The organism is Pseudoduganella sp. R-31, assembly GCF_049913235.1.
In the GTDB taxonomy this organism is placed as follows: domain Bacteria; phylum Pseudomonadota; class Gammaproteobacteria; order Burkholderiales; family Burkholderiaceae_D; genus Rugamonas.
On sequence record NZ_CP183986.1, the window covers coordinates 5,023,452 to 5,047,818 of the forward strand.

The window sequence follows — 24,367 nt, forward strand, 5'->3', positions numbered from 1 at the left end:
CCGGATCTTAATTCTGCGGCGCGTGCATCCAGGCTGCATGCTTGGGCGCCTTTTTCGTTTTAGACCATTCTTCCAGCATTTCCCACTTCACATCATCCAGCTTCCGCATCATTTCCGGAGTGCCGGTGTTGGCGGCCAGTTCCAGGCGGTGGCCGTTCGGATCGAAGAAGTAGATCGACTTGAAGATGGTGTGGTTGACAGGGCCCAGCACCTCGATGCCGGCGGCCACCAGGCGCTCCTTGGCGGCCAGCAGCTCGTCCATCGATCCTACTTCCAGCGCCAGGTGTTGCACCCAGGCCGGGGTATTTTCGTCGCGCCCCATTTCCTTCTGGGTCGGCAGCTCGAAGAAGGCCAGGATGTTGCCCTGGCCGGCGTCCAGGAAGACGTGCATGTAGGGGTCCGGGGCCTTGGTCGAAGGCACTTCATCCTCCGCGATGGCCAGCACGAAGTTCATGTTCAGGTGCTTGACGTACCACTCGACGGTTTCCTTGGCGTCTTTGCAGCGGTAGGCAACGTGGTGGATTTGCTTGATTTTCATGGCGGGCTCCTTTGTATCCCGCCATTAAACTCTTGTTTCAGCTATCATACAAACGATATTTTCACGTCAATTTATTAGTTTTTCTGATGAGTCCAACCGTTCGCCAGATGCGCGCCCTGGTCGCCGTCGCCCGCACCGGCAGCTTTACCGCGGCCGCCGAACTGCTGCATGTCACCCAGTCCGCCCTGTCGGGGCAGATCAAGGAGCTGGAGCAGCTGCTGGGCGTGAAAGTGGTCGAACGCAATACACGTCGCGTCCAACTTTCCGAAGTGGGGCGCGAGCTCTATCCGCTGTTCGACAAGATGCTGCAGGACCTGGATGGGGCGATGGCCGATATCGCCAGCCGCAAGGCTTTGAAGAAGGGTATCGTGCGGGTGGCCGCGCCACAGATGATGGCCTGCACCTTGCTGCCGCAGGTGATCGGCGCCTTCCGCGCTTCTTATCCGGACGTGCAGGTGCAACTGGTGGATTGCCCGGTCGACAACGTCGCCGCACGCGTGGTCAGCGGCGAGGTGGATGTCGGCATCGGCCCGGAGCGCGACGTGACGGCCGAAGTGGACGCGCAACTGCTGTTCGAGATGCCTTTCGTGGTGGTCTTCCCGTCCGCGCACCCGCTGGCCGCCCGCCGCACGGTCGCCTGGGCGGAGGTCAACCAGCATCCCTTCATCGCCTTGCAGGGCCAGTTCACCGAACGGCTGCTGCGCGACATGACCACGCTGGCGCCCTACAACGAAGTGACCTTCATGACGACGGCCCTGGCCATGGTGGCCGAAGGGCTCGGCATCACCGCCTGCCTGCCCTATGCGGAGCCGATGGTGCGGCTGTACGGACTGGAAATGCGTCCGCTGGTCGAGCCGGAACTCAAGCGCAAATTCTTCATCTACACCAAGACCTCGCGCACCCCCTCCCCGGCTGCGGAACGCTTCATCAGCGTGCTTGGCGAGTATTCCCTATAATTTGCCGCATGTCGCACAATACGATTGAAGCCAACCAGGCTATGGACAAGTTCGACGGCCACCACCAGGTGTGGCTGTTCGGTTATGGCTCGCTGATTTACAAGGCGGACTTTCCCTTCATCGAGCGCCGGCCCGCGCACATCTTCGGCTGGTCGCGCCGCTTCTGGCAAGGCTCGCACGATCATCGCGGCACGCCTGACGCGCCCGGCCGCGTGGCCACGCTGATTCCAGCCGAAGGGGACGTCTGCCACGGCATGGCCTACCTCGTTACGCCGGAAGAATTCGCCCACCTCGACCATCGCGAAAAGAACGGCTACCTGCGCGTGGCCATCGACATCCATTTCGAAGCAGGCGGCGTGGAAGAAGGCCTGATCTATATTGCCGCCGCCGACAACGCGGCCTGGCTGGGCGAGGCGAGCGTGGAAGAAATCGCCCACCATATCGCTTCCGCATCCGGCCCAAGCGGCCCGAACATCGAATACTTGCTGCGCCTTGCTGCTGCCTTGCGGGAAATGGGACATCACGACGAGCATGTGCATGCCATCGAGGCATATCTCGATCGCCTGTAAGAGGCCCATCAGGCGACGAGAGGCAAGCCGATCAGGAAAACCACAAAACCGATCAGGCCAGCAAATCCGCCGAGATTCACGAGGAACTTACCGGTATGTTCAGTGTCCTGGAAGTGATACTGAAGAAATTCGTTGATCATGGTGGCCTCCTTCTGCAATGGGCGCACTTCATCATAGTCCGAATTGAACTACCAGACGAACCAAGGCTGCCCAAACGGTCAATAACAGTGAGAACGCAAACGTTGAGTAATGGCGGAGCGGGGCAACACCTTCAGGCCTATGCAGCGAGGTTGGAAATGTTGCGCCACCAGCAGCTACGATACTTGATGCCGCAATGATGAAGACTGCTACTCCCTGTATGTAGCCAACACTCGTGGTTCCCGGAACGCTTCTTCCAACGCCGATTTCATATAACGCTGATGCAGAAAAGGCGATTGCTGTCCAGGTGCCGTAAGCGGTAGCATGACATTGATCAGAAACCAGCCCATCATCGCCTCCCATTTCAGAAAAGGTTCATTTGCCCCGCTTTGGCTGCAGCAACTGCGCGGGCGCCGGAGGGTGGAATGTATTCGGGTCGCTTGAACTGGGTGCAGTCGAGCGAGCGGAACTTGCTGTGGCGGCCGTGGAAGCCGAAGCGGGTGATGCCTTTCTCGATGCGCTGCAGGATCAGGTCCGCCCACACGCCTTCGCCACGCATGCGTGCGCCGAACTCGGCTTCGTAATCCTTGCCACCGCGCATGTCACGCACGCGGTTCATCACGCGCGCGGCACGGTCGGGGAAATGCGCTTCCAGCCACTCCTTGAACAAGGGGCTGACTTCCCACGGAAGTCGCAGTACGACATAGGTTGCCATCACCGCGCCGGCATCGCGGGCTGCGGACATGATCTTTTCGATATCGGGCTCAGTGACAAAAGGAATGATCGGCGCAATGCTGACGCCAACCGGAATGCCGGCCTTCGCCAGCGTCTCGATTGTGCGCAGGCGGCGTGCGGGCGCGGCAGCGCGCGGCTCCAGGGTGCGCGAGATTTTGCTGTCCAGCGTGGTGATGGTGACCGATGCGGCGGCCAGGTTGCGCGCAGCCATCGGCGCGAGGATGTCGATGTCACGCTCGATCAGCGAGGATTTGGTGATCAGGCCAACCGGATGGTTGCACTCGGCCAGCACTTGCAGCACCCGCCGCGTGAGCTGGTATTCGCGCTCGCAAGGCTGGTAGGCGTCGGTATTCACGCCCAGTGCGAGCGACTCCACCTGATAACCTGGCTTGGACAATTCGGCGCGCAGCAGGTCCGGCGCATTCACCTTGGCGAACAGCTTGGTCTCAAAGTCCAGGCCGGGCGACAAGCCCAGGTAGCTATGCGATGGCCGCGCAAAACAATAAATGCAGCCATGCTCGCAGCCGCGATAAGGGTTCAGCGAAACGTTGAACGGAATATCGGGCGACTGGTTGCGCGTGAGGATGGTCTTGGCCGTCTCCGCGGTGACAATGGTGCGCGGTGGAAGCAGTTCAGCCTCGGCATCGTCCGGATCGGGTGCCCAGCCGTCGTCGAACGCTTCGCGCGCCTGCAGCTCGTACCTTCCTTGCATGTTTGATACCGCACCGCGCCCTTTTTTGGCCTTGAGCGATTGCGGCGGCAGCATCACCTGCCCTTCGAATTCATGGTCCTGCATGCGGCGCCCCGAAGTATAACTGTATATACATACAGTATTCTAATCCGCCTGCGCCAAGGCTGCAAGCCAAGCTGGTATCATGCGCACTTCTCCGGGATATCCCCCGACATTCAAAGAGCAATAACATGAGCAAAACCACCAATCTGCCCTCCTTTGGGAGCAGGATTTCCCTCGCCTTTGGCGCCTTTTTCAAAACCCTGGGCGATGCTGAATTCGCCGCCCGCGTGCGTGACGACAGCGTGGGCCCCGCAGCGGCTCCGGCTGCCGCGCCAGCACCTGCACCAGTCGCCGCCCCAGTGCCAGCCGCCGCGCCCCTGCGCGAAGCCACGCCCGACGCAGCACTGCAGCTCCTGTCCCTGTTCCAGCGCGAAGCCCGCCTGATCGACTTCACGCAGGAAAACCTGTCCGGCTATTCGGATGCCGACATTGGCGCCGCCGCCCGCGTGGTGCACGAGGGCTGCTCCAAGGTGCTGCGCGAGCATTTCACCATCGACGCAGTCCGCTCCGAAGCGGAAGGCAGCCGCGTGACGCTGCCGGAAGGCTTCGATGCATCCGCCGTGCGCCTGACCGGCAATGTGGTCGGCAAGGCGCCGTTCACCGGCACCCTGAGCCACCGCGGCTGGCGCGCCTCCAGCGTGCGGCTGCCGAAACTGGCGGAAGCGCATAACGCCAGAGTATTGGCCCCGGCTGAGGTGGAACTGTGAGCGATCCGCGTTTTGCCATCGGCATCGACCTTGGCACCACCCACAGCGCGCTGTCCTACGTTGAACTGGCGGGCAGCGATGGCGAGAAAACCAGGCATGGCGTGCTGGGCGTGCCCCAGCTCACCGCGCCAGGCACGGTAGAAGAACTGCCGCTGCTGCCAAGCTTCCTCTACCTGCCGCATCCGGACGAGCTGGCGGCCGGCGAACTGGCCCTGCCCTGGGCTGCTGCCGACGGGACGCCCGCAGTGACGGGCGAAATGGCCCGCAGCCGCGGCGCCACCACGCCGATCCGTTTGGTGTCGAGCGCCAAGAGCTGGCTGTGCCACCCTGGCGTGGATCGCCGCGCAGCCATCCTGCCGCATGACGCGCCGGAAGAGGTGTCGCGTGTGTCGCCGCTGGAGGCTTCGACCCGCTACCTGAAACACCTGCGCGCTGCATGGGACAACGCCCATCCGGATGCGCCGTTCACGCAGCAGGCAGTCACGGTCACCATCCCTGCATCGTTCGACCCGGCCGCGCGCGAACTTACCGCCGAAGCGGCTCGCGCCGCCGGCTACGAGAACGTCACCCTGCTGGAAGAGCCGCAGTCGGCGCTGTACAGCTGGATCCAGAGCAGCGACGGCCGCTGGCGCAAGGAAGTCAAGCCGGGCGACATCATCCTGGTGGTGGACGTGGGCGGCGGTACCAGCGACTTCTCGCTGATCGCCATCCTCGAGCGCGACGGCAAGCTGGAGCCGCACCGGGTGGCTGTGGGCGACCACATCCTGCTGGGCGGCGACAATATGGACTTGGCGCTGGCTCACCTGGTGGCGCGCAAGCTGGCTGCCAACGGCACCCAGCTCGACGCCTGGCAGATGCGCGCGCTGACCTACGGCTGCCGCGCGGCCAAGGAAAACCTGCTGGCCAACGCGCAGGCCGAAACCTGGCCGATCGTGGTGCCAAGCCGCGGCTCGAAGCTGATCGGCGGCTCGATCCGCACCGAACTGACGCGCGCCGAAGTCACGGCCTTCATCACGGACGGCTTCTTCCCGAAAGTGGAAGCTTCCGCACGCCCGGCCGTGCGTTCCCGCGCCGGCCTGACCCAGCTTGGCCTGCCTTACGCGCAGGACGCTGCGATCACCAGGCACCTGGCAGCTTTCCTGGCGCGCCAGGCAGGTGCTACGGCGGAACTTGAAGGCTTTGCCGCCAATCCGGCCCATACCTTCCTGCATCCAAGCGCGGTGCTGTTCAACGGCGGCGTGTTCAAGTCCGAACTGCTGGCCAATCGTGTGATGGAAACCATCAACGAATGGCTGTCCATGGAAGGCGCGGAACCGGCGCGCATGCTGGACGGCGCAGACCTGGACCTGGCCGTCGCGCGCGGCGCGGCCTATTACAGCTACGTGCGACGCGGCGCCGGGGTACGCATTCGCGGCGGCACGGCGCGTTCCTATTACGTTGCGGTGGAATCGTCGATGCCGGCCATTCCGGGCATGGAGCCGCCGATCCAGGCGCTGTGCGTTGCACCGTTCGGCATGGAAGAAGGCAGCGAGCTGGAACTGCCGGGCCAGGAATTTGGCCTGGTGGTCGGCGAGCCGGTGCACTTCCGCTTCTTCGGTTCTTCCGTGCGCCGCCAGGACCAGATCGGCGCCGTGCTCGATTTCTGGGGACCGGAAGAACTGATCGAGCTGAACGAAATCCAGGCCACGCTGTCGCCGGAAGGCCGTTCCGTTGGCGAGGTGGTGCAAGTGCGCCTGCATGCCTGCGCCAGCGAGTCCGGTACCCTGGAACTGCTGGCGGTGGCGCAGGATGGGCAGCGCTGGAAGGTGGAATTCGACGTGCGCGGCGCCGGCGAAGGCCAATGACGCAGTACCTGGTCAGCATCGACCTGGGCACCACCAATTCGGTGCTTGCCTATGCCGCGCCGGGCGGCGACGTGCAGTTGCTCGAAGTCGAGCAACTCACTGCGCCCGGCGAGGTTGGCAGCGCCGTGCTGCTGCCCTCCTCCCGTTATCACCCTGCCAGCGGCGAATTTGCCGCGGGCGAGTTGCAGTTGCCGTGGCCGGAGCCGGCCGTGGCGGACGCGCCGCCCGCAGCGGTCATTGGCCGCCTGGCACGCAAGCTGGGCGGACAGGTGCCGGGCCGGCTGGTCGCCAGCGCCAAGAGCTGGCTGTCCCACACCGGCGTCGATCGCATGGCGCCGATCCTGCCCTGGGGCGCCGCCGCCGACGTCGAGCGCGTTTCGCCGGTGGCGGCCAGTGCGAGCTATCTCGCGCACCTGCGGGCGGCCTGGAATGCGCGCTTTCCCCACGCGCCGCTGGAGCATCAGCAGCTGGTGCTGACCATTCCCGCATCGTTCGACGAGGGCGCGCGCGCGCTCACGCTGGAAGCGGCGCGCATGGCGGGCTTGCCGGCCCTGCGCCTGCTGGAAGAACCGCAGGCGGCCCTGTATGACTGGCTGTATCGCCACCGTGCAACGCTGGCGCAGGACCTGGCCCAGGCGCGCCTGGTCCTGGTCGCCGACGTCGGCGGCGGCACTACCGACTTCACCCTGGTCAAGGTCGAGATGGCCGGCGGCGAACCGCAATTGACCCGCATCGGCGTCGGCAACCACCTGATCCTCGGCGGCGACAATATGGACCTGGCGCTGGCCCACCTGGCCGAACAACGCCTGGGTGGCGACGGCAGCGGCGCGGCGCCCCCGCAGCGCCTGTCCGCAGCGCGCCTGGCGCAGCTCACGGAACGCTGCCGCGCGGCGAAAGAAATCCTGCTCGCGGCCGACGCACCGGAGCAAGTCGCGGTCACTTTGCTCGGCTCCGGCTCAAAACTGATCGGCGGCAGCCGCTCCGTCGCGCTGCTGCGCGCAGACGTCGAGCGCATTGTGCTGGACGGCTTCTTCCCCCTCAACGAAACCCAGCAGCTCGCGCAGTCCAAGCGCGGCGGCATCGTCGAATTCGGCCTGCCTTACGCCAGCGACCCGGCCATAACGCGCCACCTCGCCAGCTTCCTGCGCCAGCACGCTGGCGCCGCGCGCGAAGCATTGAGAGTGCCGGACGACGGCAAGCTTGCCGTCCCCGACACGCTGCTGCTGAACGGGGGCGTATTCCGCGCCGCCAGGCTGGCCGCGCGCCTGGCCGACACGCTGTCGGCGTGGCGCGGCCAGCCTGTGCGCGTGCTGCACAATGACGATCCCGATGTCGCGGTCGCGCGCGGCGGCGTCGCCTATGCGCTGGGCCGGCAAGGCATGGCGCCCGCCATCGCCGGCGGTTCTCCGCGCAGCTATTGGCTGCTGCTCGATAATGCCCGCGCTCCGGGCGTAACGCGCCGCGCCGTCTGCCTGCTGCCGCGCGGCTCCGCCAGCGGCCATGAAGTGCGCCTCGCCGATCGCAGCTTCGCGCTGCGGCTCGGACGCCCGGTGCGCTTCCACATCGCCACAACGCTGGCCGATGCCGTGCCACCGCAAGCGGGCGAGGTCGCCGACCTGGCGCCTGGCGAGCTGACCGCGCTGCCGGCCATTGCCACCGTGCTACGCGACAGCAAGGACGCCAACGCGCGCAAGGAAATCACCGTGCAGCTGGCGGCCTCGCTGACTGAAGTGGGCACGCTGGAAGTGCATTGCGAAGGCAACGGCCAGCGCTGGCAGCTCGAATTCCAGCTGCGCGAACACGGCGCGGACGCCACGGCGGCAGCCGACGCCAACGATGCCGATGACGATGACGCCGCGGCAGCTCCCCTGCCGGTTCGCCTGCCCGAAGCGCTGGAGAAGATCGACCGCATCTTCGGCAGCCGCGCGCAACAGGTCGACGCCAGGGAAGTGCGCCAGCTGCGCGGCCAGCTCGAACACCTTCTCGGCAGCCGCGAACGCTGGGCAACGCCCGTGCTGCGCCGCCTGTTCGATGCCCTGCTGGAACGCGCCAAGGGTCGCCGCCGGTCGGCGGAGCATGAACGCACGTGGATGAACCTTGCCGGCTACAGCCTGCGGCCGGGCTTCGGCCATCCGCTGGACGAATGGCGCATCGAACAGCTCTGGGCGATGTTCGACACCGGTGTGCAAAACCACAAGGACAACCAGGTCTGCGCCGAGTGGTGGACACTGTGGCGCCGCGCATCGGGCGGTCTGCCGCCAGCGGCCCAACTGCGCCTGCTGGACGATTTCGCCTTCAACCTGCAGGCCGACGCCAGTGAACGCGGCCGCCGTCCCGTCACCCTGGTCAACGGCAGCGAAGAAGACATGCTGCGCCTGGGCGCTTCGCTGGAGCGCATTCCATCGGCCTACAAGGCGGAAATCGGCAACTGGATGGTGGGGGAGCTGGGGAAAGCCAGGAGTCTCGCCGTGCAAACCCGTTATCTCTGGGCGCTGGGCCGTGTCGGCGCACGCCGGCCATTCCACGGCAGCGCACATGACGTGGCGCCGGTCGAAACGGTGGAGCAGTGGCTGCAGGCGGTCATGCTGCTGGACTGGCGCAAGGTGGAGCCGGCGGGCTTCGCAGCAGCCCACCTGGCGCGCATGACCGGCGACCGTTCACGCGATATCAGCGATGCCCTGCGCCTCGAAGTCGTGCGCCGGCTGCAGGCTGCGGGAGCGCCGCCAGGCTGGCCGGCCATGGTGCGCGAGGTTGTCCAGCTCGACCAGGCCAGCGAGCAGCGCATGCTGGGCGAGGCGCTGCCGCCGGGCCTGAAGCTTCTCAGCTAGCCGCGCTGCCGCGCGCAGCCTGCGCTTGCTGCTGCGCGACGAAGCCGTCGAAGGCCGCGATGACGCACTGGTAGCCTTGCTCCGTGCCCTCCAGCTGCGCCAGCGCGTAGCAGCTTGCTTCCAGCGTCGAGAGCTGGTCCGGCGCGTGCGCCTTGCGGATCAGGTAATGCGATGGCGGCGTGTCGCGCAGCGGAAGGCGCGGCAGGGCTTGCAGCGCCGGGTTCAGGTACAGCATCTTGCGGCTCTTGCGCCAGGTGGCGTCCAGCACCACCAGCCGGACTTGCGCCGGCGCCAGCACGGCATTGAACTGCGGCGGCGGCGCGATGCCGTGCGAACGGTCGCCTGGCGTGTCGGGGTACAGCAGCACCGGCTGGCGGCCGCCTGCCTCGAGCAGGTCCTGCAGCGCGGCTTCATCAAACTGTTCGCCAACTTCCATGCGGCTGCCAGGCAGGCAAAGATGCAGCAGGCGTGCACTGCCCTTGGCGTTGCTCACTTCCATGGGATGCTGCAGGATCAGGACCTCGACCGTGCTGGCCACCGGCGCCGCCCAATGGCAGATGCAGGTGGCGGCAGGGCGCAGGCAAGTGCTGCAAAGAAGTCGGCGCGGCAGGCTGTTCATGCCGCGGATCATACACTAGGCCGGCGGCGCGGCGCCCAGCAGTTCGTCCAGCTGCGCGATCTGCGCCGGGTCCTTGACCACGGCGCGCAGCCATTCGTGCAGCGGCAGGCTGCCCCAGTTGGCGGCCTTCTCCGCCAGGTAGGCGACGGGGCTGTGCGGCTCGGTGCGACGGAAGAATTCAGCCACCAGTCGCAATTGCGCCAGTGCGTGCTCGCGGGTCTGCGGCATCGCCGGCAGGCTTTGCACGCCCACGCTGGCGACGACCATGCTCCCGCTGGCAGCGCCGCTGCCTGCCGCGCTGTCGGCCGAGGGCAGCCTGCGCGCTGCATCGTCGACTGCTCTTTGCACCGCATCCCGTGCCGGCCCGAACGCCGGGCCGGCCGCGCCAAGGCGGGCGTCGACCGCTTCCTGCAGCTGCTGCAAGGCAGCCAGGCAATGGCGCGCATCCTGCAGGCCAGCATCCGCATCGCTGACTGGCGGGAAGTCTTTCACCAGCGCCGGCGTGCGCCCCAGCAGCCACGCCAGGTTGCCGCTGCGCAGCTCATGCTCGCCATCCTCCGGCAAGGGATGCACATGCTCCCAGAAGCGTTCGCACAAGCCGGCCAGCAGCAGGAAGCCATCGCCCAGGCCGCGCATGCCGTGGGTGTGTGCGCGCGCCTCCGCCAGCCACGCAGCCAGCCGCAAGTCCTTGCTGCGTGAGCGCAGCAACTCGGCGCAGCGGCTGGCCACCAGCGGCCAGTCCGCGCTATGCAGCGGTGTCGCCCATTCGCCCTGCTCCAGCGTGGGATCGTCCTGCCGCCTTGCCGCAGCTATGGCGTCCATGCAGGCATCAAACGAGACATCCTCGCCGCAAGGCTGGGCGACGCTGAGCGGCACCAGCAAGTCCTCATTCGTGAACATACGGCCTCCTTATTTGGCGCTAATCCTGAACTGGCCCTGGCGCGTTACGCCCGCCTTCACCTTCGTCACCGGCATGCCTTCCGCCATGCGCGCCAGCAGCATATCGGCCACGCCCGGCAGCAAGCTGCCGTGCAGGATGCTGTCGATATTGCGGGCGCCGGAATCGGTCTCGGTGCAGCGTGCCAGCACTGCCTGCACCAGCGCATCGTCCCAGCAGAATTCGGCGTGGTGGTTTTCGCCGATGCGCTGGCCGATCCGGCCCAGCTTCAGCGCAATGACCTGGGCCAGGGCTTCATCCGAAATCGGATAGTAGGGCACCACTTGCAGGCGTCCGAGGAAGGCCGGCTTGAAATGCCGCACCAGCTGCGGCCGCAGCAGCGCGTCGAGTTCCTCAGGCGTCGGCAGCGGCGCCTCGCCCCGGTTCAGGCAGGCCTGCATGATGGCGCCCGACCCGAGGTTGGACGTCAGGACGATGACCGCGTTGCTGAAGTCGACCATCTGCCCTTCCGAGTCCTCCAGCATGCCCCGGTCGAACACTTGATAGAAAAGTTCCAGCACGTCCGGGTGCGCCTTGTCGGCCTCGTCGAGCAGCACCACGCAGTAGGGGTTGCGCCGCACCGCCTCGGTCAGCACCCCGCCCTCGCCATAACCGATATATCCGGGCGGGGAACCTTTCAGGCCTGCCACACTATGCGCCTCCTGGTATTCGCTCATGTTGATGGTCACCAGCTTGCGCTCGCCGCCGTACAGGAGGTCGGCCAATGCCAGTGCGGTTTCCGTCTTGCCTACTCCGGAGGGACCCGTCAGAAGGAAAACGCCCTTGGGCTTGCGCGGATCATCAAGCCCGGCACGCGCAGTGCGCATGCGCTGCACAATGGTCTCGACGGCGTGCGGCTGCCCCAGCACGCGCGACTCCAGCGCAGGCTTGAGCTGCTGCACGGCGCGGATTTCGTCGCGCAGCATGCGGCCTACCGGGATTCCGGTCCATGCAGCGACCACACCGGCCACGACGTGGCGGTCAACCTCCAGCGGAACCAGGGGAGACTCGCGCTGGATTGCGTTCAGCTCCTGTTGCGCGCTCACCGCAGCGGCGGCATCGCCCTCGTGGCGCAGCGCCATCACCCGGGCGCACAGTTCGCGCTCATGCTCATGGCGGGCGGCCAATTCCGCGTGCCAGGCCTGGAGGCTGCCCCGCTCGTCGCGCAATGCCGACAGTGCCGATGGCCCGGCATCGGCGGCAGTTGCCGCATCGCGTTCCAGCGCCGCGATGCGCACCGACAGCCGTTCGATCTGGCAAGCTGCATCTTCCAGCAAGGCGGGCGATGCGCACTGGCCCAGCGCCACGCGGGCGCATGCGGTATCGAGCACGCCGACCGCCTTGTCCGGCAGCTGGCGGCTGTTGATGTAGCGATGCGCCAGGCGCACTGCCGCCGTCACGGCGTCGTCGCGCACGCGCACGCCGAAATGCCGTTCCATCAGCGGCACCATGGCCCGCAGCATGCCGGCGGCCGTTTCTTCGTCCGGCTCCTCGACCTTGACCACCTGGAAGCGGCGTGCCAGGGCGGCGTCCTTCTCGACATAGCGTTTGTACTCGCTCCAGGTCGTCGCGGCAATCGTGCGCATCTCGCCGCGTGCCAGGACCGGCTTCAGCAGGTTGGCTGCATCGCCCTGCCCGGCGCTGCCGCCGGCGCCAATCAAGGTGTGCGCCTCGTCGATGAACAGAACGATGGGGTGCGGGCTGCGGCGCACTTCCTCGATCACGTTTTTCAGGCGGGCTTCGAACTCTCCGCGCACGCTGGCGCCGGCCTGCAGCAGCGCCAGGTCCAGTGCGTGCAAGGCAACGTTGCGCAACGGCGGCGGCACCTCGCCGGCTGCGATGCGCAAAGCCAGTCCTTCCACCACGGCCGTCTTGCCGACGCCGGCTTCGCCGGTCAGGATCGGGTTGTTCTGGCGCCGGCGCAGCAGGATGTCCATCAGTTGCCTTACCTCCGCAGCGCGGCCGACGACAGGATCGAGCTTGCCGTCGCGCGCCAGTTGGCACAGGTTGACCGTGTACTGTGCCAGCGCCGGCGACGAGGGAGGCACGGCCTGCTGCGCGCCAACATCATGCGTTGCGGCCGGCACCGCCGCCTCTGCCGAACCGGCAACATACTTCTCCATGCGGTGCTTCAGCCCATCGACCGGAAAGCGGGCGAACAGTCCCGAGATCCGCGCCGCCTGCTGCGACAGTTCCGACTCGGTCAGAAGAGCGAGCAGCAGGTGGCAACTGCGCACCTGGTCCGGCTGCGGCAACGCCAGCGAGGCAATCAGCCAGGCATGTTCCAGCATTATCTGCAGGCGCCGCGCGAATACCGGAACGCGCGTCGCGGCAATGCGGACACCGGCCAGTTCGCACCGCAAATCGGCTTCCAGCGCGGTGGCGCTGACGTCGCTGCGGCGCGCAATGACCAGCAGGTCGCATTCCGGCTGCTCCAGCAGCGCAAGCAAGAGGTGCTCGACATCGACTTCGCCGTGTCCCATGCCGATGGCAATATTGGCGGCGCGCGTTGCGGCAGTACGGCAGGCGTCGTTCAGCTTTCCAATCAGGGTTTTCAGTTGAATGCTCATGCAATGGCTCCGCGCTTGATGGAATAATGCATCGATGACGGTTGCAAGGCCGCGCTGAAGCTCACGGCTTCGTTGGCGCCATTTGCCCGCAACATGCCGGAAATGACGATGTCGATGCGATTGACGGTGCCGCTGCGCTCGGCCAGCGTAACCTGCACATTGCACAGCCGCGGCTCGTAGCGTTCGACTGCCTGGCGGATGCTGCCGCAGATGCGCTGCCTGTCCTCGCTGCCGCTATGAGACAAGCCGGCGAAATCGGCGAGTCCGAAGTTCAGGATCGAGCGCGCACATTCCGGATAGGACTGCAACAGCTGCTGCGGCAGCGCGCTGCGCGTGTTGAGCAGCGCCTCCAGGTCGCGCGCTACGCTCTCCTTCAACTGCTCCTGCGTCAGGAAACGCCCGCCAGGATGGTTCCCCAGCAAACGGTCCAGCAAGCCTGGCCGGTAACCCTCCATGCCGCACCTCCCAAAAAAAGCGGCTGCAGCACGTGCGCACCGCAGCCGCAACTCCCTCCAAAATCATGCAATACGGTTGGTCGCCAGGTCCCAGCCGCCGGACGTATTGCCGCCCATCCCGCCCGAAACGCGCTGCTGCGTGTATTTCCAGCGCACTTTCGAGAATTTGAATCCCACCTCCTCGGTCATGATGTCGCCCTCGCTGACCGATGGAGATACAGCGCCAATGAGCACGTTATCGAGTTCGATTTCAAAGTACTTGACCCGCTCGCCCTGCGCATCGGCGCGCATGAATTCCAGCTTGGCCTTGGGAATGGTGCGGCCTGCGGAGCAGGTCTGCATCAGGATCGGCGAAGCCAGGTCGGCCAGCTTGGTGATCACCACGTCGCGGTGCTCGCAGCGTTCGGCCGTATGGCCGCCACCTGTGGAAGAAGTGGCCGAACGCGGTTGCTCCACCGACCAACTGACCGATTTGCATTCTATCCAGTCCTTGTGACGGTCATCGGTCGACTCCCCCTTGATGCCATCGATATGCAGGTACACGTCAATTGCCATTGCAATGCTCCTTCTCAGTAGTTGGTGGTTTGCGGCAGTTCCGCCACGAGGCGGAGGGAAACGGTCAGCTCGTCGAGCTGAAAATGGGGGCGCAGGAAGCTGACGGCGCGGAACACGCCTGGCCGCCCGGGCACCTCGCTGACCTGGACCGAAGCTTCACGCAGAGGGAACTGCGCCTTCTGTTCCTGGCTGGCGTTATCGTCCAGCAGCACGTACTTCATCAGCCAGCGGTTCAGGAAGTCTTCTACATTCGAAGCGGCTGCAAAGCTGCCGATCTTGTCGCGCATCATGGCCTTCATGTAGTGCGCGATGCGCGACACGGCGAAGATGTATTGCAGTTGCGAGGACAGCACGGCATTGGCGTTGGCCGCGTCGGAACTGTAGCGCATGGCCTTCTGCGCCGATTGCGCGCCGAAGAAGGCGGCGTAGGCGGTGTTCTTGCAGTGGACCAGGGAGATGAAACCGAGGTCGCTCAGTTCCTTTTCGCGCCGGTCGGTGATGGCCACTTCGGTCGGGCATTTCAGCGCCACCTCGCCTTCGTCGGTCTTGAAGGTGTGGGTCGGCAGGTCGTCAACCAGGCCGCCACCCTCCACGCCGCGGATGGCGGCGCACCAGCCGAATTCCTCGTGGGCCTTGGTCAGCCTGGCGCCAAAGGCGTAGGCGGCATTGCACCACAGGTATTTGTGGTGATCGCGGCCATCCACGTCTTCCACGAAGTTGAAGCCTTCCACCGTGGTGCCGTCGACCGGATTGAAAGGCAAGCGGCCAAGGAAGCGCGGTAGCGTCAGGCCGACGTAGCGCGCATCTTCGGATTCGCGGAAGGCTTTCCACTTCGCGTATTCCACGGTGTCGAATACCTTGGCCAGGTCGCGCGGCTTGCCAAGGTCGCCGTAGCTCTCCAGTCCGAACAGCTCGGGCGAAGCGGCGCTGATGAAGGGGGCGTGCGCCGCTGCAGCCAGGTGCGACATCTGTTCGATGAAGTAGATATCCTCGGGCTGGCGCGAGATCTCGAAGTCCCCCAGCAGCGCCGCATAAGGTGAGCCACCGAAGGTGCCAAATTCCTCCTCGTAGACTTTCTTGAAGATGGTGCTCTGGTCGAAATCGAGCGCACTCTGGAAGTCACGCACCAGTTCGCGCTTGGTGGCGTTCAGCAGACGGATTTTCATCGTAGGCCCGGTCGCAGTGCTGCGCACCAGGTAATGCAGGCCGGTCCAGCTTTGTTCGAGCTTCTGGAATTCAGGCGCATGCATGATGGCGCTTAATTGCTCCGAGATCACGCGGTCCAGCTCAGCCACGCGCGCATCGATGGTAGCCGACAGGTTATGCGACAGCTGCACGCTGCCCTGGACCACCTGCCGCGCCAGTTCGCCGATGATGTCGCGGGCGCGTTCGTGTTCGCTGCTGGATTTGGCTACCCTGCTTTCCTCGACGATGCGGTCGAGCAGGTCGCCATCTTCGATCGCACTCGCCGCTGCAGCCTTCATTTGCGCGCTCATTCAGTCCTCCTTGGGCGCGATGGCCGCCAGGTTTTCAGTGCTTTGCAGCACGTCCGTCAGCAAGTCCTCCAGCCTGTCGTTGCCGGCCAGCTTGTTGCGCAGGTCAGCCAGCTTGCTGCGCGCTTCCAGCAGCTTGCCAAGCGGTTCGACCTGGCGCACGATGGCTTCCGGGCGAAAGTCCTGCATCGATCCGAAGCGCAGCTCTACCGGGAACTCGCCCTGCCCGCCGAGGCGGTTCTGCACCTGGAAGTTCAGCACCGGGCTCACGCCGGCCAGCACCTCGTCGAAGTTGTCGCTGTCGATGTTGACGAAGTTGCGCTCCTTCAGCCGCTTCTGCGGAACCTCCGGGTTGCCGCCAAAGTCGCCCATGACGCCGACCACGAAGGGCAACTCCTTGTTCTCCAAGTCGCCGCCAACTTCAACGTCGTAGGTCATCTGCACGCGTGGCGGGCGGACTTTGGTCAGGCGCTTCTGCACGCTGTCACGATTTGCCATTGCCTGCTCCTTATTTGAGTGCGCCGAATGGATCGGCGGCGGTGGAAGGGTTGGGTGCCGAGCGCGACGCCGGCAGCTTGATCGGGGGCGCCGTCTTTTTCGGCTGGCGCGCACTTCCGGCCACTGGCACCAGGACGTCTTCCCCGAGCGTATTGCGCAGCGTACGCGCCAGTTCCTGCGCTTCGCTGCGCACCGACCCGCCAAGGCTGCTTTGCTGGTTCAGTTCCGCCAGCGAACGGGTTGACAGGCGCAGGCCGGCGACGGCGATGATGCTGAGGGCTTGTTTGTCGGCTGGATCGCGCTGCAGCGCTTCCTGCGCTTGCACGATGGCGTCGCTGTAATTGCCGCGGTCAAATCGCATCTGCGCCATTTGCAGCCAGGGCGCTTTCTCGGCGGGGTAGCTAGCGGCGGCTGCCTTCAGCGCCGCGTGCGATTTCTCATGCTGGCCCGCCGCAGCAGCGCGGTCGGCATCTGCCAGCATTTTTTCCAGTGTCTGGTGGCTGGCCCGGTCGGCGCCCTGCAGCGGCGCATCAACGGCGCATCCGGCCAGCGTGGCCGCGCCAATCAATACTGCGGTCAATGATCTGCGCATCGTTCTCTCCTTCCGCAAAGTGAAGGCCATTATTGAATCGATGCGCATTCCCGCCATTGCGTTGTCTCAAAGGCCGCCGACATCGCCGCGCCGCTGTTTGCGCCCGCGCAAACGCTGGCTGCACGCGGCCAGTTTTAATGGATACCTCAACCAAGGAGGCCGGCATGACACTACCTGCAAAGATCCTCTGGAGCGAAGGCTTGTTCCTGCGTCCGCAACACTTCCAGCAGCAGGACCGCTATCACGAAGCGCGCATGCACGCGACCGTTCTGGCCGCGCAGCCGATGCTGTGGGGCGTGCAAACGGTGGAGTGGGACACGGCGGCACTGGTGAACGGCAAGCTGCGCGTGCTGGCCTTGCGCGCGATCTTCCCCGAAGGCGGGATATTCGACGCTCCCGCCAGCGACCCGCTGCCGCCAGCCATCGACCTCGCCAGCCTGCCGGCCGAGGTGCAGGAAGTCTGCTATCATGCCGCCCTGCCATCGCAGGACGCCGACCGCTTCCAGCAGTCCGAGCGCGAGACGGCGGACCTGTTCAGCGATGCCCTGCCTGCCGGGCTGACCTACCTGCGCAAGCAGGTGCGACTGGTATCGGACCTCGAACCCCGCGGCGCCTATGACAGTTTTCCCTTGCTGCGGCTGCGCCGCGTCGTATCCGGCTGCTTCGAGATCGATCCATCCTTCATGCCGCCCTCGCTGTCCATCAACGCGACGCCGCGCCTCAAGCTCCTGCTCGACCAGCTGATGGACGCGCTGCAGGCCAAGGTCAACGCCTTGCAGGGCCACATGCGGGAGCCGAGCCGCAATGTGATCGAGTTCCGCAGCGGCGACGTATCGTCATTCTGGCTGCTGCACACGGTCTCCACGTCGGCGGCAACCTTGCTGCACCTGCTGCGCCACCCGTCGCTCCATCCGGAACGCCTGTACCAGGCCATGCTCGGCCTTGCCGGCGGGCTGATGACGTACTCGCGCCTGGTCCACCTTGGCACCCTGCCTTCCTACGACCATGCCGCCCCCAGCACGCCTTTCCTGCAGCTCGATGCCCTGATCCGGGAGCTTCTCGACACGGTGATATCGGCGCGCTACTTCGCCGTCGCCTTGCGCGAGGATAAACCCGGCTACCACATCGGCAAACTCGATTCGGGCAAGATCGGCGCCGGCGCCACCCTCTATCTCGCCATTGCCGCGGCCATACCGGTACTTGAGCTGGTCGAGGCAGTGCCGCTGCGCGTCAAGGCCGGTGCGCCGGACGACGTGGAGCAATGCGTGCTTTCCGCCATGCCGGGCGTGAAACTGGTGCACGCACCGCAGGTCCCTTCCGCCATTCCGGTGCGTCCCGACACCTGCTACTTTGCGCTGGAAAACCGCGGCGTGCTGTATGAGCAGATGCTCAAGGCGCAATCGATTTCCATCTATGTCCCTGCGGGGATCAAAGAACTGCGGCTTGAACTGCTGGTGGTGACGGCATGAGCCATTTCATCGAACGGCGCGCCGCGCCCCCGCAACAACGCGTCCCGGCCCTGGTGGACCTGATGCACGAAGGTTTCCACATGCTGTCCTTGCTGCGCCACGGCAGCGCGCCTCCCGGCGAGACCGAGTTCGCCGCCGCCATCCGCAGCTTCCTCGACGAACTTGGCAGCCATGCACGCGAACTGCACATCGCAGCCGAAGACATCGACGCCGCGAAGTACGCCTTCTGCGCCGCGCTGGACGAGACCATCCTGGCGTCCGCATTTCCCTTGCGCGACGCCTGGGAGCGCAGGCCCTTGCAGTTGCTGCTGTTCGGCGACCAGTTGGCGGGCGAGCATTTCTTCGACAAGCTGGAACAGCTTCGCCTCAGCGGCAGCGAAAGGCTGCAGGCGCTGCAGGTATTCCATATGTGCCTGCTGCTTGGCTTCAAGGGCCGTTATGCCCTGGACAATGCCGACCGCCTTTCCTACCTCACTGCCCGCCTGGGGGACGAGATAGCGCACCTGCGCGGCAAGGAAAAGGGCTTTGCCCCGCGCGCCGCGCGGCCGGACAATATCGCGCACAAACTGCAAAGCAATGCGCCGCTCTGGATCGCGGGCGGCGTCTTCGCCCTGGCCGCACTGGCCTCTTTCTGCGCCATGCGCTATTCGCTCGCCAGTTCCACCAGTACCACGCTGGCGGCCTACCAGGACGTTGTCAGGCAGCCGCCGCGACCGGCCACCCTAGCCATGACCCTGCCCTAGTCCGCGACCCGGAACTCGATGCGCCGGTTGCGCGCACGCCCTTCTGGGCTGGCGTTGTCTGCCACCGGCTGGTCCGGGCCTGCACCCGCAACCGCGATGCTGGCTGCCGCAATGCCCTTGGCCGCAAGATAGCTGCGCACCGCGCCGGCGCGGGCCAGGCTTAGCGACAGGTTGCCCTCACGCGTTCCGGTATTGTCCGTGTGGCCGATCACTTCAACCTTGCGGCCGCCGATCTGTCCCAGGACGGCCGCCATTTCGTCGAGGATCAGCATGCCGGAAGGGCGAAGCACCGCTTGCCCGCTTTCGAATTCGATGATGCGCCGAGCCAGAGCAGTATCGAGCATCTTTTGCGCCGGGGCGTTGACGCGCAAGCCGTTGCTGATCGTATAGGTTGGATTGAGGCTGTTGGCAAGGTCGCTGGCCACCTGCTGCCGCAGCGCCTCGTTCGCGACATCGCCGCGGATTCCAACCCGGTTGCCTTCCACCGTCAACTGGCCCTGGGTCACCTGCTTCAGTGGCTCGGCAAGCAGCTTCTGCATATGCGCGCTCCAATTGGGCGGCGCCACCACGCTGCCGACCGCAAGCTGGTCGACTACCCGCGCAGCGCCATACAGGGCCCGCGCCCGCTGCAAGATGGCCGCCCTGGTCGCTTCGTCGGGCACGGTGCCCGATACGATGACCGGCGCAAGTTGCGCGAACGCTGGCGTGCAGGCCAGGAAAAGGACCAGGGCCGACTTGCGCATGGCAGGCTCCCTTATCAGCAGAAGGTTTCATGGAACAGCTGCATGGCAACGGGCAGGCCAAGCTGCCCCTGTTCCAGGCATGCCGAGAGGCGCTGCAAGGGAGCATCGCCATGGGCCGCGGCTTCGGCCCACGCGCAGTCGCCAAGCACCACCATGCCATCCTGCCCCGCCTCCGGATCTATCACGGAATACAGGCTGGCCGGGTTGGCGCCATCGAGCCCGAGGACCAGCGACGGCTGCCCGGCGACAGGCGCGAGGAACATCGCAATTTCGAGGTCCTGGCGCGCCAGCAACGGCGCAGCCAACGACATCCAGAAGGCGGCAACCGGCGCACGCAATACTGCGTCGCGCGGCAAAGGCAGCGCCAGGCTGCGCGCGGTGACCGGAGGGTGTTCGCTGAGCGGCGACAACAGCAAACCCAATGCCAGCAGCAGGTTCCGTACCGGCATGCTTCCCTGCTGCGCCGCCAGCGAATTTTCCAGGCTGTCCAGGCAGGCGTGCGCAAGGTAGTCATCCAGTGAAGCTTGCGCCGGCGCCAGCTCGCGCAAGGCCACAGGCAAGATGCCGTCGACAGGCCGGGTGGCTGCAGCAGTGGCTGCACCGGCTGCGACAGCCAGGCCCTCCCATGCCGGCGCCAGCGCCAGCGGGCTGCAGGGAAGAAAATCGTGCGGCTTTGCGACCTGGTGCACCGCCATGCAAGTGAAAGGAAAACGGCGTTCGGACTGGTCCCGGCTGGCCAGCAGACGTCCGCAGACAACCTGGCGCGAGCGCGTGCCGATAAACGCAAAGTCCAGCGGAGGGCATGCGTCGTAATGCTGGCGCCAACGCGGATTACCGGCGAGGCGCTGCATGACAGCTGCCAGCCACTGGTCCATCAACTCCACCAATACCTGGTCGCCGGGCGAGCGCACAAAATCAGCGCATCCAGGCAGCTTGCCGAAATAGGCGACGCGCTGTGACTGGGCGTTCATGGCGCGCTTCCTTTGCCGACCACTACCTCGGGCAAGCGCATGCCCCGGAATCCGCCGTCGCCCTGTACGCTCCCGGGCGTGCTGGTGATGCGCAAGTCCACCGCGACCATCACGCTGCCGCTGCTCCAGCGCAGTTCATGCACACCCTCTTCCTTGCGCGTGCGAGCGGCGGAATCGATCATCCGCCGCAGCCCGGTGGCGCCGCTCTCGCTAAACAGCTCTACCACCTTTCCGTCCGGCGTGACGCCGCTGATGCGCACGCCGCTGCTTCCCTGCGGCCCCGGGTAAACCATGTTCGCCCATTGCGGCACGCCGTTGCGAAAGCGCAGCAACTGGCCGTCTATCTCGATCGAATATTCTGCCAACCCGGTGCCGGCATGCGGCAAGAGCTGGAAGACCGTTTGCGTAGAGGAGGCAACCCCGCCCGCCGCCACTGGCGCCATCCAGGCCGGAAAGCGCTGCAAGGCCTGCGGCGCAAAGTTGATGCCCATGTCGGCCCAGGTCCGCGGAGCCAGCACGTCGCCGCGCCGCACGACCAGCGCCCCCAGCGCGCTGCCGGCAAACTTTGCGATTGCGCCATCCGGTCCGAACACCTGGCCAATCTCCGCCTGGCTCGCTTCTGCGCTACCGGCGGGGGCGAAAGGGAATTTTCCCGCGAGCGTACGGTTGAACGGCTCGTAGACCTGCGCCTGCCAGGTCTTGTTGATCTCGGCCTCCGCCGGAGCGACCAGCCCCGCAAAGACCTGCATCAAGGGTCGCACCAGCAGCGGCCGCACCGCCTGCCTTTGCGCCTCCCCCAGCCCCGCCATCATCTGTTCATCGACATGGCGCAACGCATCGGCCAGTTCGGAACCCGGGCCCTCCAGCGTTTGCTGCATCAGCTGCCTGGCGCCCGGGCCTGGGTCGCCCTGGTTGCGGATGCCGTTGAGGCGTGCGCGCAGCCGCGAAAGATGGTCGAGGTAGGTCCGCATCTGCGAGCCATCCCTGTCACGCGCTGCCAGCAAGCCGGCCACCGGCGCAAAATCGCGGCCCAGCGCGCCGGCCTGCGGCAACGAGGCCGCAACCACGCCTGCGGTTGGCGTGCGCTCGAACAGCCGCGCCTTGAACCAGTGCGCCAGGCTCTGTTCCGCCTGTTGCGCGCCGGCCGCAGCCAGGCCCGGATTGTCCCACCCCGTCTGCGCCACCACGGTGCTCCAGACCTTCAGCAGCGGCGAGATGGCAGGGTCGCCCAGGCGGTTCATGGCCTCGACCGTATGCGAAAAGTCGGGCATTGCGGCAATCGCGACGCCTTGCAGGAAGGCTTGCCACTCCTTGGCGTATTCCGCCTTGTAGCTGTCGGTCAGCGCCTTTTGCACCTGTTCCGGACTGCCCTCCAGCGTCAGGTCCGTGCGCTCCTCCGTTTTCAGCACCCAGTCACGCGATTGCAGCGCGCTGTTTGCTGCCTCGCGGATCGCAGCGCGGACGTAGCCCTCCCATGCCTCGCGCGTGAACGCGCCCGATACGGCATGGCTGCCCTGCACCAGCTCCCGATCCTGCTCCCCGACAATGCGCGCCACCGTCATCGCTGGATAGCGCGTGCTGGCGCGCGCCTTGATCTCGGCATACACGCGCTCCCGCGCCGTCATGCCGCGCACCACCTGGCGCAATTGCTCGCGCGCCGTATCGACCAGCGCCAGCTTGGGTTCGATGCGCGGCCAGGCCGGATCGTTCAACTGCGAAAGGTAAAACGATAACAAGCCTTCCCCACTGCGCAATAGTTGTTCGCGCGGCATGGCGCCGCGGTTGGCCTCAAGCCAGCTGCGCCAGTGGCGCGTAAGCTGGTCACCCAGATGGCCGGTTTCCGCATGCTCCTTATCGGCCAGCATCAGGTAGGTTTTCAGCGCGTTATAGGAGTCCTCGACATTGCTCGTCTCGCGCTGTCCAAGGGCGAACAATTGCGTTTCCAGGCTGGCTGCGACAGGCTTGAGCAGGATTTCAGCCATCCCCTTGAAGTACTCGCTGCGCAGCTTGCGGCCCAGCACCTCGCCCTGATAAAGGCCCATGCCCAGCAGCCATGGCGATTCGCGGTCCAGCGTATCCAGTTGCCCGATCCGGTCTTGCAAGAGCTGCAGCGCTTCAAGGCGCGATTGCAGGTCCGGGCGTTGCGCCTGCAGCTTGACAGCCTTGTCCAGGTCCGCCGCCGCATTGGCGACTAGCTGCGCGTTGCCCGAATACGACCAGGTCCATGCGCCAAGCGCCACGCCGAGCAGCAGGATCGCCACGGCAAAGCCGCCGTTGCGCAACAGCCGCTGCCTGCGCGTCGCATATTGGGAGACCAGGTCCTTGTCGGCGAAGATCACCTCACGGAAAAGACGGGGCAGGAAATATCCGGCTTGCGTCCCCGTTCCCATGCGAGGCTCCGGCTCGGCGGGTCGAGTCAGTCCGAAGCGCTGCGCAACCCGCAGCGACTGCGCGCACAGCGGCTGTCCTTCCTGCAACGCGCTGGTAAAGTAGTATCCCCGGAACAAGGGGCGGAACTGGAAAGGATTGTCTTCAAACAGCGTGGCCAAGAAGGCTTTCAACGGTGCGCGCAACGCCGCGAACTCCAGCGGCAAGGTATGCACGCCGGCGGGCACCAGCTCGCGGCGGCGCTGGGCCATGGTGGCGATCCCCATTTCGCGCAGTCCTTCGCATAACTCGTCGAAACTCTGCTCGAAGAAGGCCAGCATGTCGCGGCAGCCGGCCTTCTGCCGGAAAGGCATTGTGGCCCCCCAGGGCCGCTCGCGCTCGGCCGCCTCCGCGTCCATGAAGAAGTCAGCAAACCCGGCCACCAGGTCGGCCTTGGTGAACATCACATACACTGGCGCGAACACTTCGAGTTTCTCGATCAGGTCCTGCACGCGCTGGCGCAAACTGCGCGCAAGCTGCAATACCGACTCGGTGTCGTCGCCGCGCAACTCGGCGATGCTGACCGCGATGATGATGCCGTTGACGGGCGCCCGTGGCCGGTGCTTCTTCAACAAGCCGAGGAAGCCATGCCACTCTTCCCGGTCCACGGCCTGTACCGCGTAGCGGCCGGCGGTATCAAGCAGGATGCCTTCGGCGGTAAAGAACCAGTCGCACTGGCGCGTCCCGCCGACGCCCTGGACCGCCTTTGGATCGGCGAACGGAAACTGCAGGCCGGACTGGGTGATCGCGCTGCTTTTGCCGGCGGCCGGATTGCCGATCACCATATACCAGGGCAGTTCGTACAAGGCGCGTGCTCCGCTTGCTCGGCCCAGGCGCGAATTCCTGATCGTGGCGACGGCTTCCAGCATGGCGCTGCGAACGGCATTCAGGTCGGCCTCGGCGCGCGTTTCCGCGGCCGGCGGTGGTTCGGCTTCACGCCGGTGAGAGAGGTAGCGGCGGCCGCCCCGCACGGCCAGCGCCAGCAATGCGACCGCCGCGGTAGCGGCCAGCGCCCACACCAGCGCCAGTTGCAAGAGTTCTGCGCCAAGCAGGAATAGTCCCGCCAGCAATGCGAAGGCCAGGACATTCAGGGTGCGCCTGTCGGTGAGCAGGTACCAGGTTCGTTGCAGCATGATGGACCCGAAAAGGGAGGCAGGTTGGCCGATGTTGCCACCAAGCCGGGCGCC

General features: G+C 65.6%; 21 protein-coding genes. 7 read left to right on the plus strand and 14 right to left on the minus strand.

The window, feature by feature from the left end:
- Positions 1–7: 7 nt before the first annotated feature.
- Positions 8–538 carry a VOC family protein gene (locus ACN9MY_RS22820; RefSeq protein WP_426162956.1) on the minus strand — a complete coding sequence of 177 codons (531 nt, stop codon included), beginning with the start codon at positions 536–538 and terminating at the stop codon, positions 8–10.
- 86 nt (positions 539–624) lie between these two features.
- Between ACN9MY_RS22820 and ACN9MY_RS22825 the strand changes: the two genes are divergently transcribed.
- Both ACN9MY_RS22825 and ACN9MY_RS22830 read left to right on the plus strand, forming a co-directional pair.
- Complete coding sequence (locus ACN9MY_RS22825; RefSeq protein ID WP_426318706.1) at positions 625–1,494, plus strand: LysR family transcriptional regulator; 870 nt, start codon at positions 625–627, stop codon at positions 1,492–1,494.
- A gap of 8 nt (positions 1,495–1,502) precedes the next feature.
- A complete protein-coding gene (locus tag ACN9MY_RS22830; protein WP_426318707.1) occupies positions 1,503–2,063 on the plus strand; it encodes a gamma-glutamylcyclotransferase in 561 nt (186 codons plus the stop codon).
- Positions 2,064–2,071: 8 nt separating this feature from the next.
- Here the strand turns inward: ACN9MY_RS22830 and ACN9MY_RS22835 are convergent, their stop codons facing one another.
- Positions 2,072–2,203 (minus strand): hypothetical protein, encoded by a 132-nt coding sequence (locus ACN9MY_RS22835; protein WP_426318708.1) that lies wholly within the window; start codon positions 2,201–2,203, stop codon positions 2,072–2,074.
- A 362-nt stretch (positions 2,204–2,565) separates the two neighbouring features.
- On the minus strand, positions 2,566–3,732 hold the full coding sequence (locus ACN9MY_RS22840; protein WP_426318709.1) for a PA0069 family radical SAM protein: 1,167 nt from the start codon (positions 3,730–3,732) through the stop codon (positions 2,566–2,568).
- A 125-nt stretch (positions 3,733–3,857) separates the two neighbouring features.
- On the opposite strand from ACN9MY_RS22840, the gene ACN9MY_RS22845 reads away from it, so the two are divergent.
- The 3 genes from ACN9MY_RS22845 to ACN9MY_RS22855 are packed head-to-tail and all read left to right on the plus strand — an operon-like array spanning position 3,858 to position 9,108.
- Positions 3,858–4,436, plus strand: coding sequence for a DUF2760 domain-containing protein (locus tag ACN9MY_RS22845; RefSeq protein ID WP_426318710.1), 579 nt, complete (start codon positions 3,858–3,860; stop codon positions 4,434–4,436).
- Positions 4,433–6,280: an Hsp70 family protein gene (locus tag ACN9MY_RS22850; RefSeq protein ID WP_426318711.1), complete on the plus strand. Its 1,848-nt coding sequence runs from the start codon at positions 4,433–4,435 to the stop codon at positions 6,278–6,280. Before ACN9MY_RS22845 ends, ACN9MY_RS22850 begins: the two co-directional genes overlap by 4 nt.
- Positions 6,277–9,108 carry an Hsp70 family protein gene (locus ACN9MY_RS22855; protein WP_426318712.1) on the plus strand — a complete coding sequence of 944 codons (2,832 nt, stop codon included), beginning with the start codon at positions 6,277–6,279 and terminating at the stop codon, positions 9,106–9,108. Before ACN9MY_RS22850 ends, ACN9MY_RS22855 begins: the two co-directional genes overlap by 4 nt.
- Here the strand turns inward: ACN9MY_RS22855 and ACN9MY_RS22860 are convergent.
- From ACN9MY_RS22860 to ACN9MY_RS22895, 8 genes are all read right to left on the minus strand, one after another.
- Positions 9,101–9,727, minus strand: a complete 627-nt coding sequence (locus tag ACN9MY_RS22860; protein ID WP_426162972.1) for a tRNA-uridine aminocarboxypropyltransferase — start codon at positions 9,725–9,727, stop codon at positions 9,101–9,103. The two genes, ACN9MY_RS22855 and ACN9MY_RS22860, sit on opposite strands and share 8 nt — an antisense overlap.
- Before the next feature lie 15 nt (positions 9,728–9,742).
- Positions 9,743–10,627 carry a type VI secretion system protein TssA gene (tssA, locus tag ACN9MY_RS22865; protein WP_426162974.1) on the minus strand — a complete coding sequence of 295 codons (885 nt, stop codon included), beginning with the start codon at positions 10,625–10,627 and terminating at the stop codon, positions 9,743–9,745.
- A gap of 9 nt (positions 10,628–10,636) precedes the next feature.
- Positions 10,637–13,234, minus strand: coding sequence for a type VI secretion system ATPase TssH (gene tssH / locus ACN9MY_RS22870; protein WP_426318714.1), 2,598 nt, complete (start codon positions 13,232–13,234; stop codon positions 10,637–10,639).
- Positions 13,231–13,689, minus strand: a complete 459-nt coding sequence (gene tssE / locus ACN9MY_RS22875; RefSeq protein WP_426318715.1) for a type VI secretion system baseplate subunit TssE — start codon at positions 13,687–13,689, stop codon at positions 13,231–13,233. Before tssE ends, tssH begins: the two co-directional genes overlap by 4 nt.
- A 63-nt stretch (positions 13,690–13,752) precedes the next feature.
- Positions 13,753–14,244, minus strand: coding sequence for an Hcp family type VI secretion system effector (locus tag ACN9MY_RS22880; protein WP_426318716.1), 492 nt, complete (start codon positions 14,242–14,244; stop codon positions 13,753–13,755).
- Between the two features lie 14 nt (positions 14,245–14,258).
- Entirely contained in the window at positions 14,259–15,740 is a 1,482-nt protein-coding gene (tssC, locus tag ACN9MY_RS22885; RefSeq protein ID WP_426318717.1) for a type VI secretion system contractile sheath large subunit, read from the minus strand.
- Positions 15,741–16,235: a type VI secretion system contractile sheath small subunit gene (gene tssB, locus ACN9MY_RS22890; RefSeq protein ID WP_426318718.1), complete on the minus strand. Its 495-nt coding sequence runs from the start codon at positions 16,233–16,235 to the stop codon at positions 15,741–15,743.
- 10 nt (positions 16,236–16,245) lie between these two features.
- Complete coding sequence (locus ACN9MY_RS22895; protein ID WP_426318719.1) at positions 16,246–16,827, minus strand: hypothetical protein; 582 nt, start codon at positions 16,825–16,827, stop codon at positions 16,246–16,248.
- Positions 16,828–16,991: 164 nt separating this feature from the next.
- Here ACN9MY_RS22895 and tssK point away from each other — a divergent pair, with 164 nt between their 5' ends.
- Positions 16,992–18,296, plus strand: a complete 1,305-nt coding sequence (tssK, locus tag ACN9MY_RS22900; protein WP_426318720.1) for a type VI secretion system baseplate subunit TssK — start codon at positions 16,992–16,994, stop codon at positions 18,294–18,296.
- Positions 18,293–19,039, plus strand: a complete 747-nt coding sequence (gene icmH / locus ACN9MY_RS22905) for a type IVB secretion system protein IcmH/DotU (protein ID WP_426162992.1) — start codon at positions 18,293–18,295, stop codon at positions 19,037–19,039. Before tssK ends, icmH begins: the two co-directional genes overlap by 4 nt.
- Here the strand turns inward: icmH and ACN9MY_RS22910 are convergent.
- The 3 genes from ACN9MY_RS22910 to tssM are packed head-to-tail and all read right to left on the minus strand — an operon-like array spanning position 19,036 to position 24,313.
- On the minus strand, positions 19,036–19,782 hold the full coding sequence (locus ACN9MY_RS22910; RefSeq protein ID WP_426162994.1) for an OmpA family protein: 747 nt from the start codon (positions 19,780–19,782) through the stop codon (positions 19,036–19,038). The genes icmH and ACN9MY_RS22910 overlap by 4 nt on opposite strands.
- A gap of 14 nt (positions 19,783–19,796) precedes the next feature.
- Entirely contained in the window at positions 19,797–20,753 is a 957-nt protein-coding gene (gene tagF / locus ACN9MY_RS22915) for a type VI secretion system-associated protein TagF (protein ID WP_426318721.1), read from the minus strand.
- On the minus strand, positions 20,750–24,313 hold the full coding sequence (gene tssM / locus ACN9MY_RS22920; RefSeq protein ID WP_426318722.1) for a type VI secretion system membrane subunit TssM: 3,564 nt from the start codon (positions 24,311–24,313) through the stop codon (positions 20,750–20,752). Before tssM ends, tagF begins: the two co-directional genes overlap by 4 nt.
- Positions 24,314–24,367 lie beyond the last annotated feature (54 nt).

Coding starts and splice junctions, on each gene's coding strand:
- ACN9MY_RS22820 (WP_426162956.1), bottom strand. CDS start 538: ATGAAAATCAAGCAAATCCACCACGTTGCCTACCGCTGCAAAGACGCC.
- ACN9MY_RS22825 (WP_426318706.1), top strand. CDS start 625: ATGAGTCCAACCGTTCGCCAGATGCGCGCCCTGGTCGCCGTCGCCCGC.
- ACN9MY_RS22830 (WP_426318707.1), top strand. CDS start 1,503: ATGTCGCACAATACGATTGAAGCCAACCAGGCTATGGACAAGTTCGAC.
- ACN9MY_RS22835 (WP_426318708.1), bottom strand. CDS start 2,203: ATGATCAACGAATTTCTTCAGTATCACTTCCAGGACACTGAACATACC.
- ACN9MY_RS22840 (WP_426318709.1), bottom strand. CDS start 3,732: ATGCAGGACCATGAATTCGAAGGGCAGGTGATGCTGCCGCCGCAATCG.
- ACN9MY_RS22845 (WP_426318710.1), top strand. CDS start 3,858: ATGAGCAAAACCACCAATCTGCCCTCCTTTGGGAGCAGGATTTCCCTC.
- ACN9MY_RS22855 (WP_426318712.1), top strand. CDS start 6,277: ATGACGCAGTACCTGGTCAGCATCGACCTGGGCACCACCAATTCGGTG.
- ACN9MY_RS22860 (WP_426162972.1), bottom strand. CDS start 9,727: ATGAACAGCCTGCCGCGCCGACTTCTTTGCAGCACTTGCCTGCGCCCT.
- tssA (WP_426162974.1), bottom strand. CDS start 10,627: ATGTTCACGAATGAGGACTTGCTGGTGCCGCTCAGCGTCGCCCAGCCT.
- tssH (WP_426318714.1), bottom strand. CDS start 13,234: ATGAGCATTCAACTGAAAACCCTGATTGGAAAGCTGAACGACGCCTGC.
- tssE (WP_426318715.1), bottom strand. CDS start 13,689: ATGGAGGGTTACCGGCCAGGCTTGCTGGACCGTTTGCTGGGGAACCAT.
- ACN9MY_RS22880 (WP_426318716.1), bottom strand. CDS start 14,244: ATGGCAATTGACGTGTACCTGCATATCGATGGCATCAAGGGGGAGTCG.
- tssC (WP_426318717.1), bottom strand. CDS start 15,740: ATGAGCGCGCAAATGAAGGCTGCAGCGGCGAGTGCGATCGAAGATGGC.
- tssB (WP_426318718.1), bottom strand. CDS start 16,235: ATGGCAAATCGTGACAGCGTGCAGAAGCGCCTGACCAAAGTCCGCCCG.
- ACN9MY_RS22895 (WP_426318719.1), bottom strand. CDS start 16,827: ATGCGCAGATCATTGACCGCAGTATTGATTGGCGCGGCCACGCTGGCC.
- tssK (WP_426318720.1), top strand. CDS start 16,992: ATGACACTACCTGCAAAGATCCTCTGGAGCGAAGGCTTGTTCCTGCGT.
- icmH (WP_426162992.1), top strand. CDS start 18,293: ATGAGCCATTTCATCGAACGGCGCGCCGCGCCCCCGCAACAACGCGTC.
- ACN9MY_RS22910 (WP_426162994.1), bottom strand. CDS start 19,782: ATGCGCAAGTCGGCCCTGGTCCTTTTCCTGGCCTGCACGCCAGCGTTC.
- tagF (WP_426318721.1), bottom strand. CDS start 20,753: ATGAACGCCCAGTCACAGCGCGTCGCCTATTTCGGCAAGCTGCCTGGA.
- tssM (WP_426318722.1), bottom strand. CDS start 24,313: ATGCTGCAACGAACCTGGTACCTGCTCACCGACAGGCGCACCCTGAAT.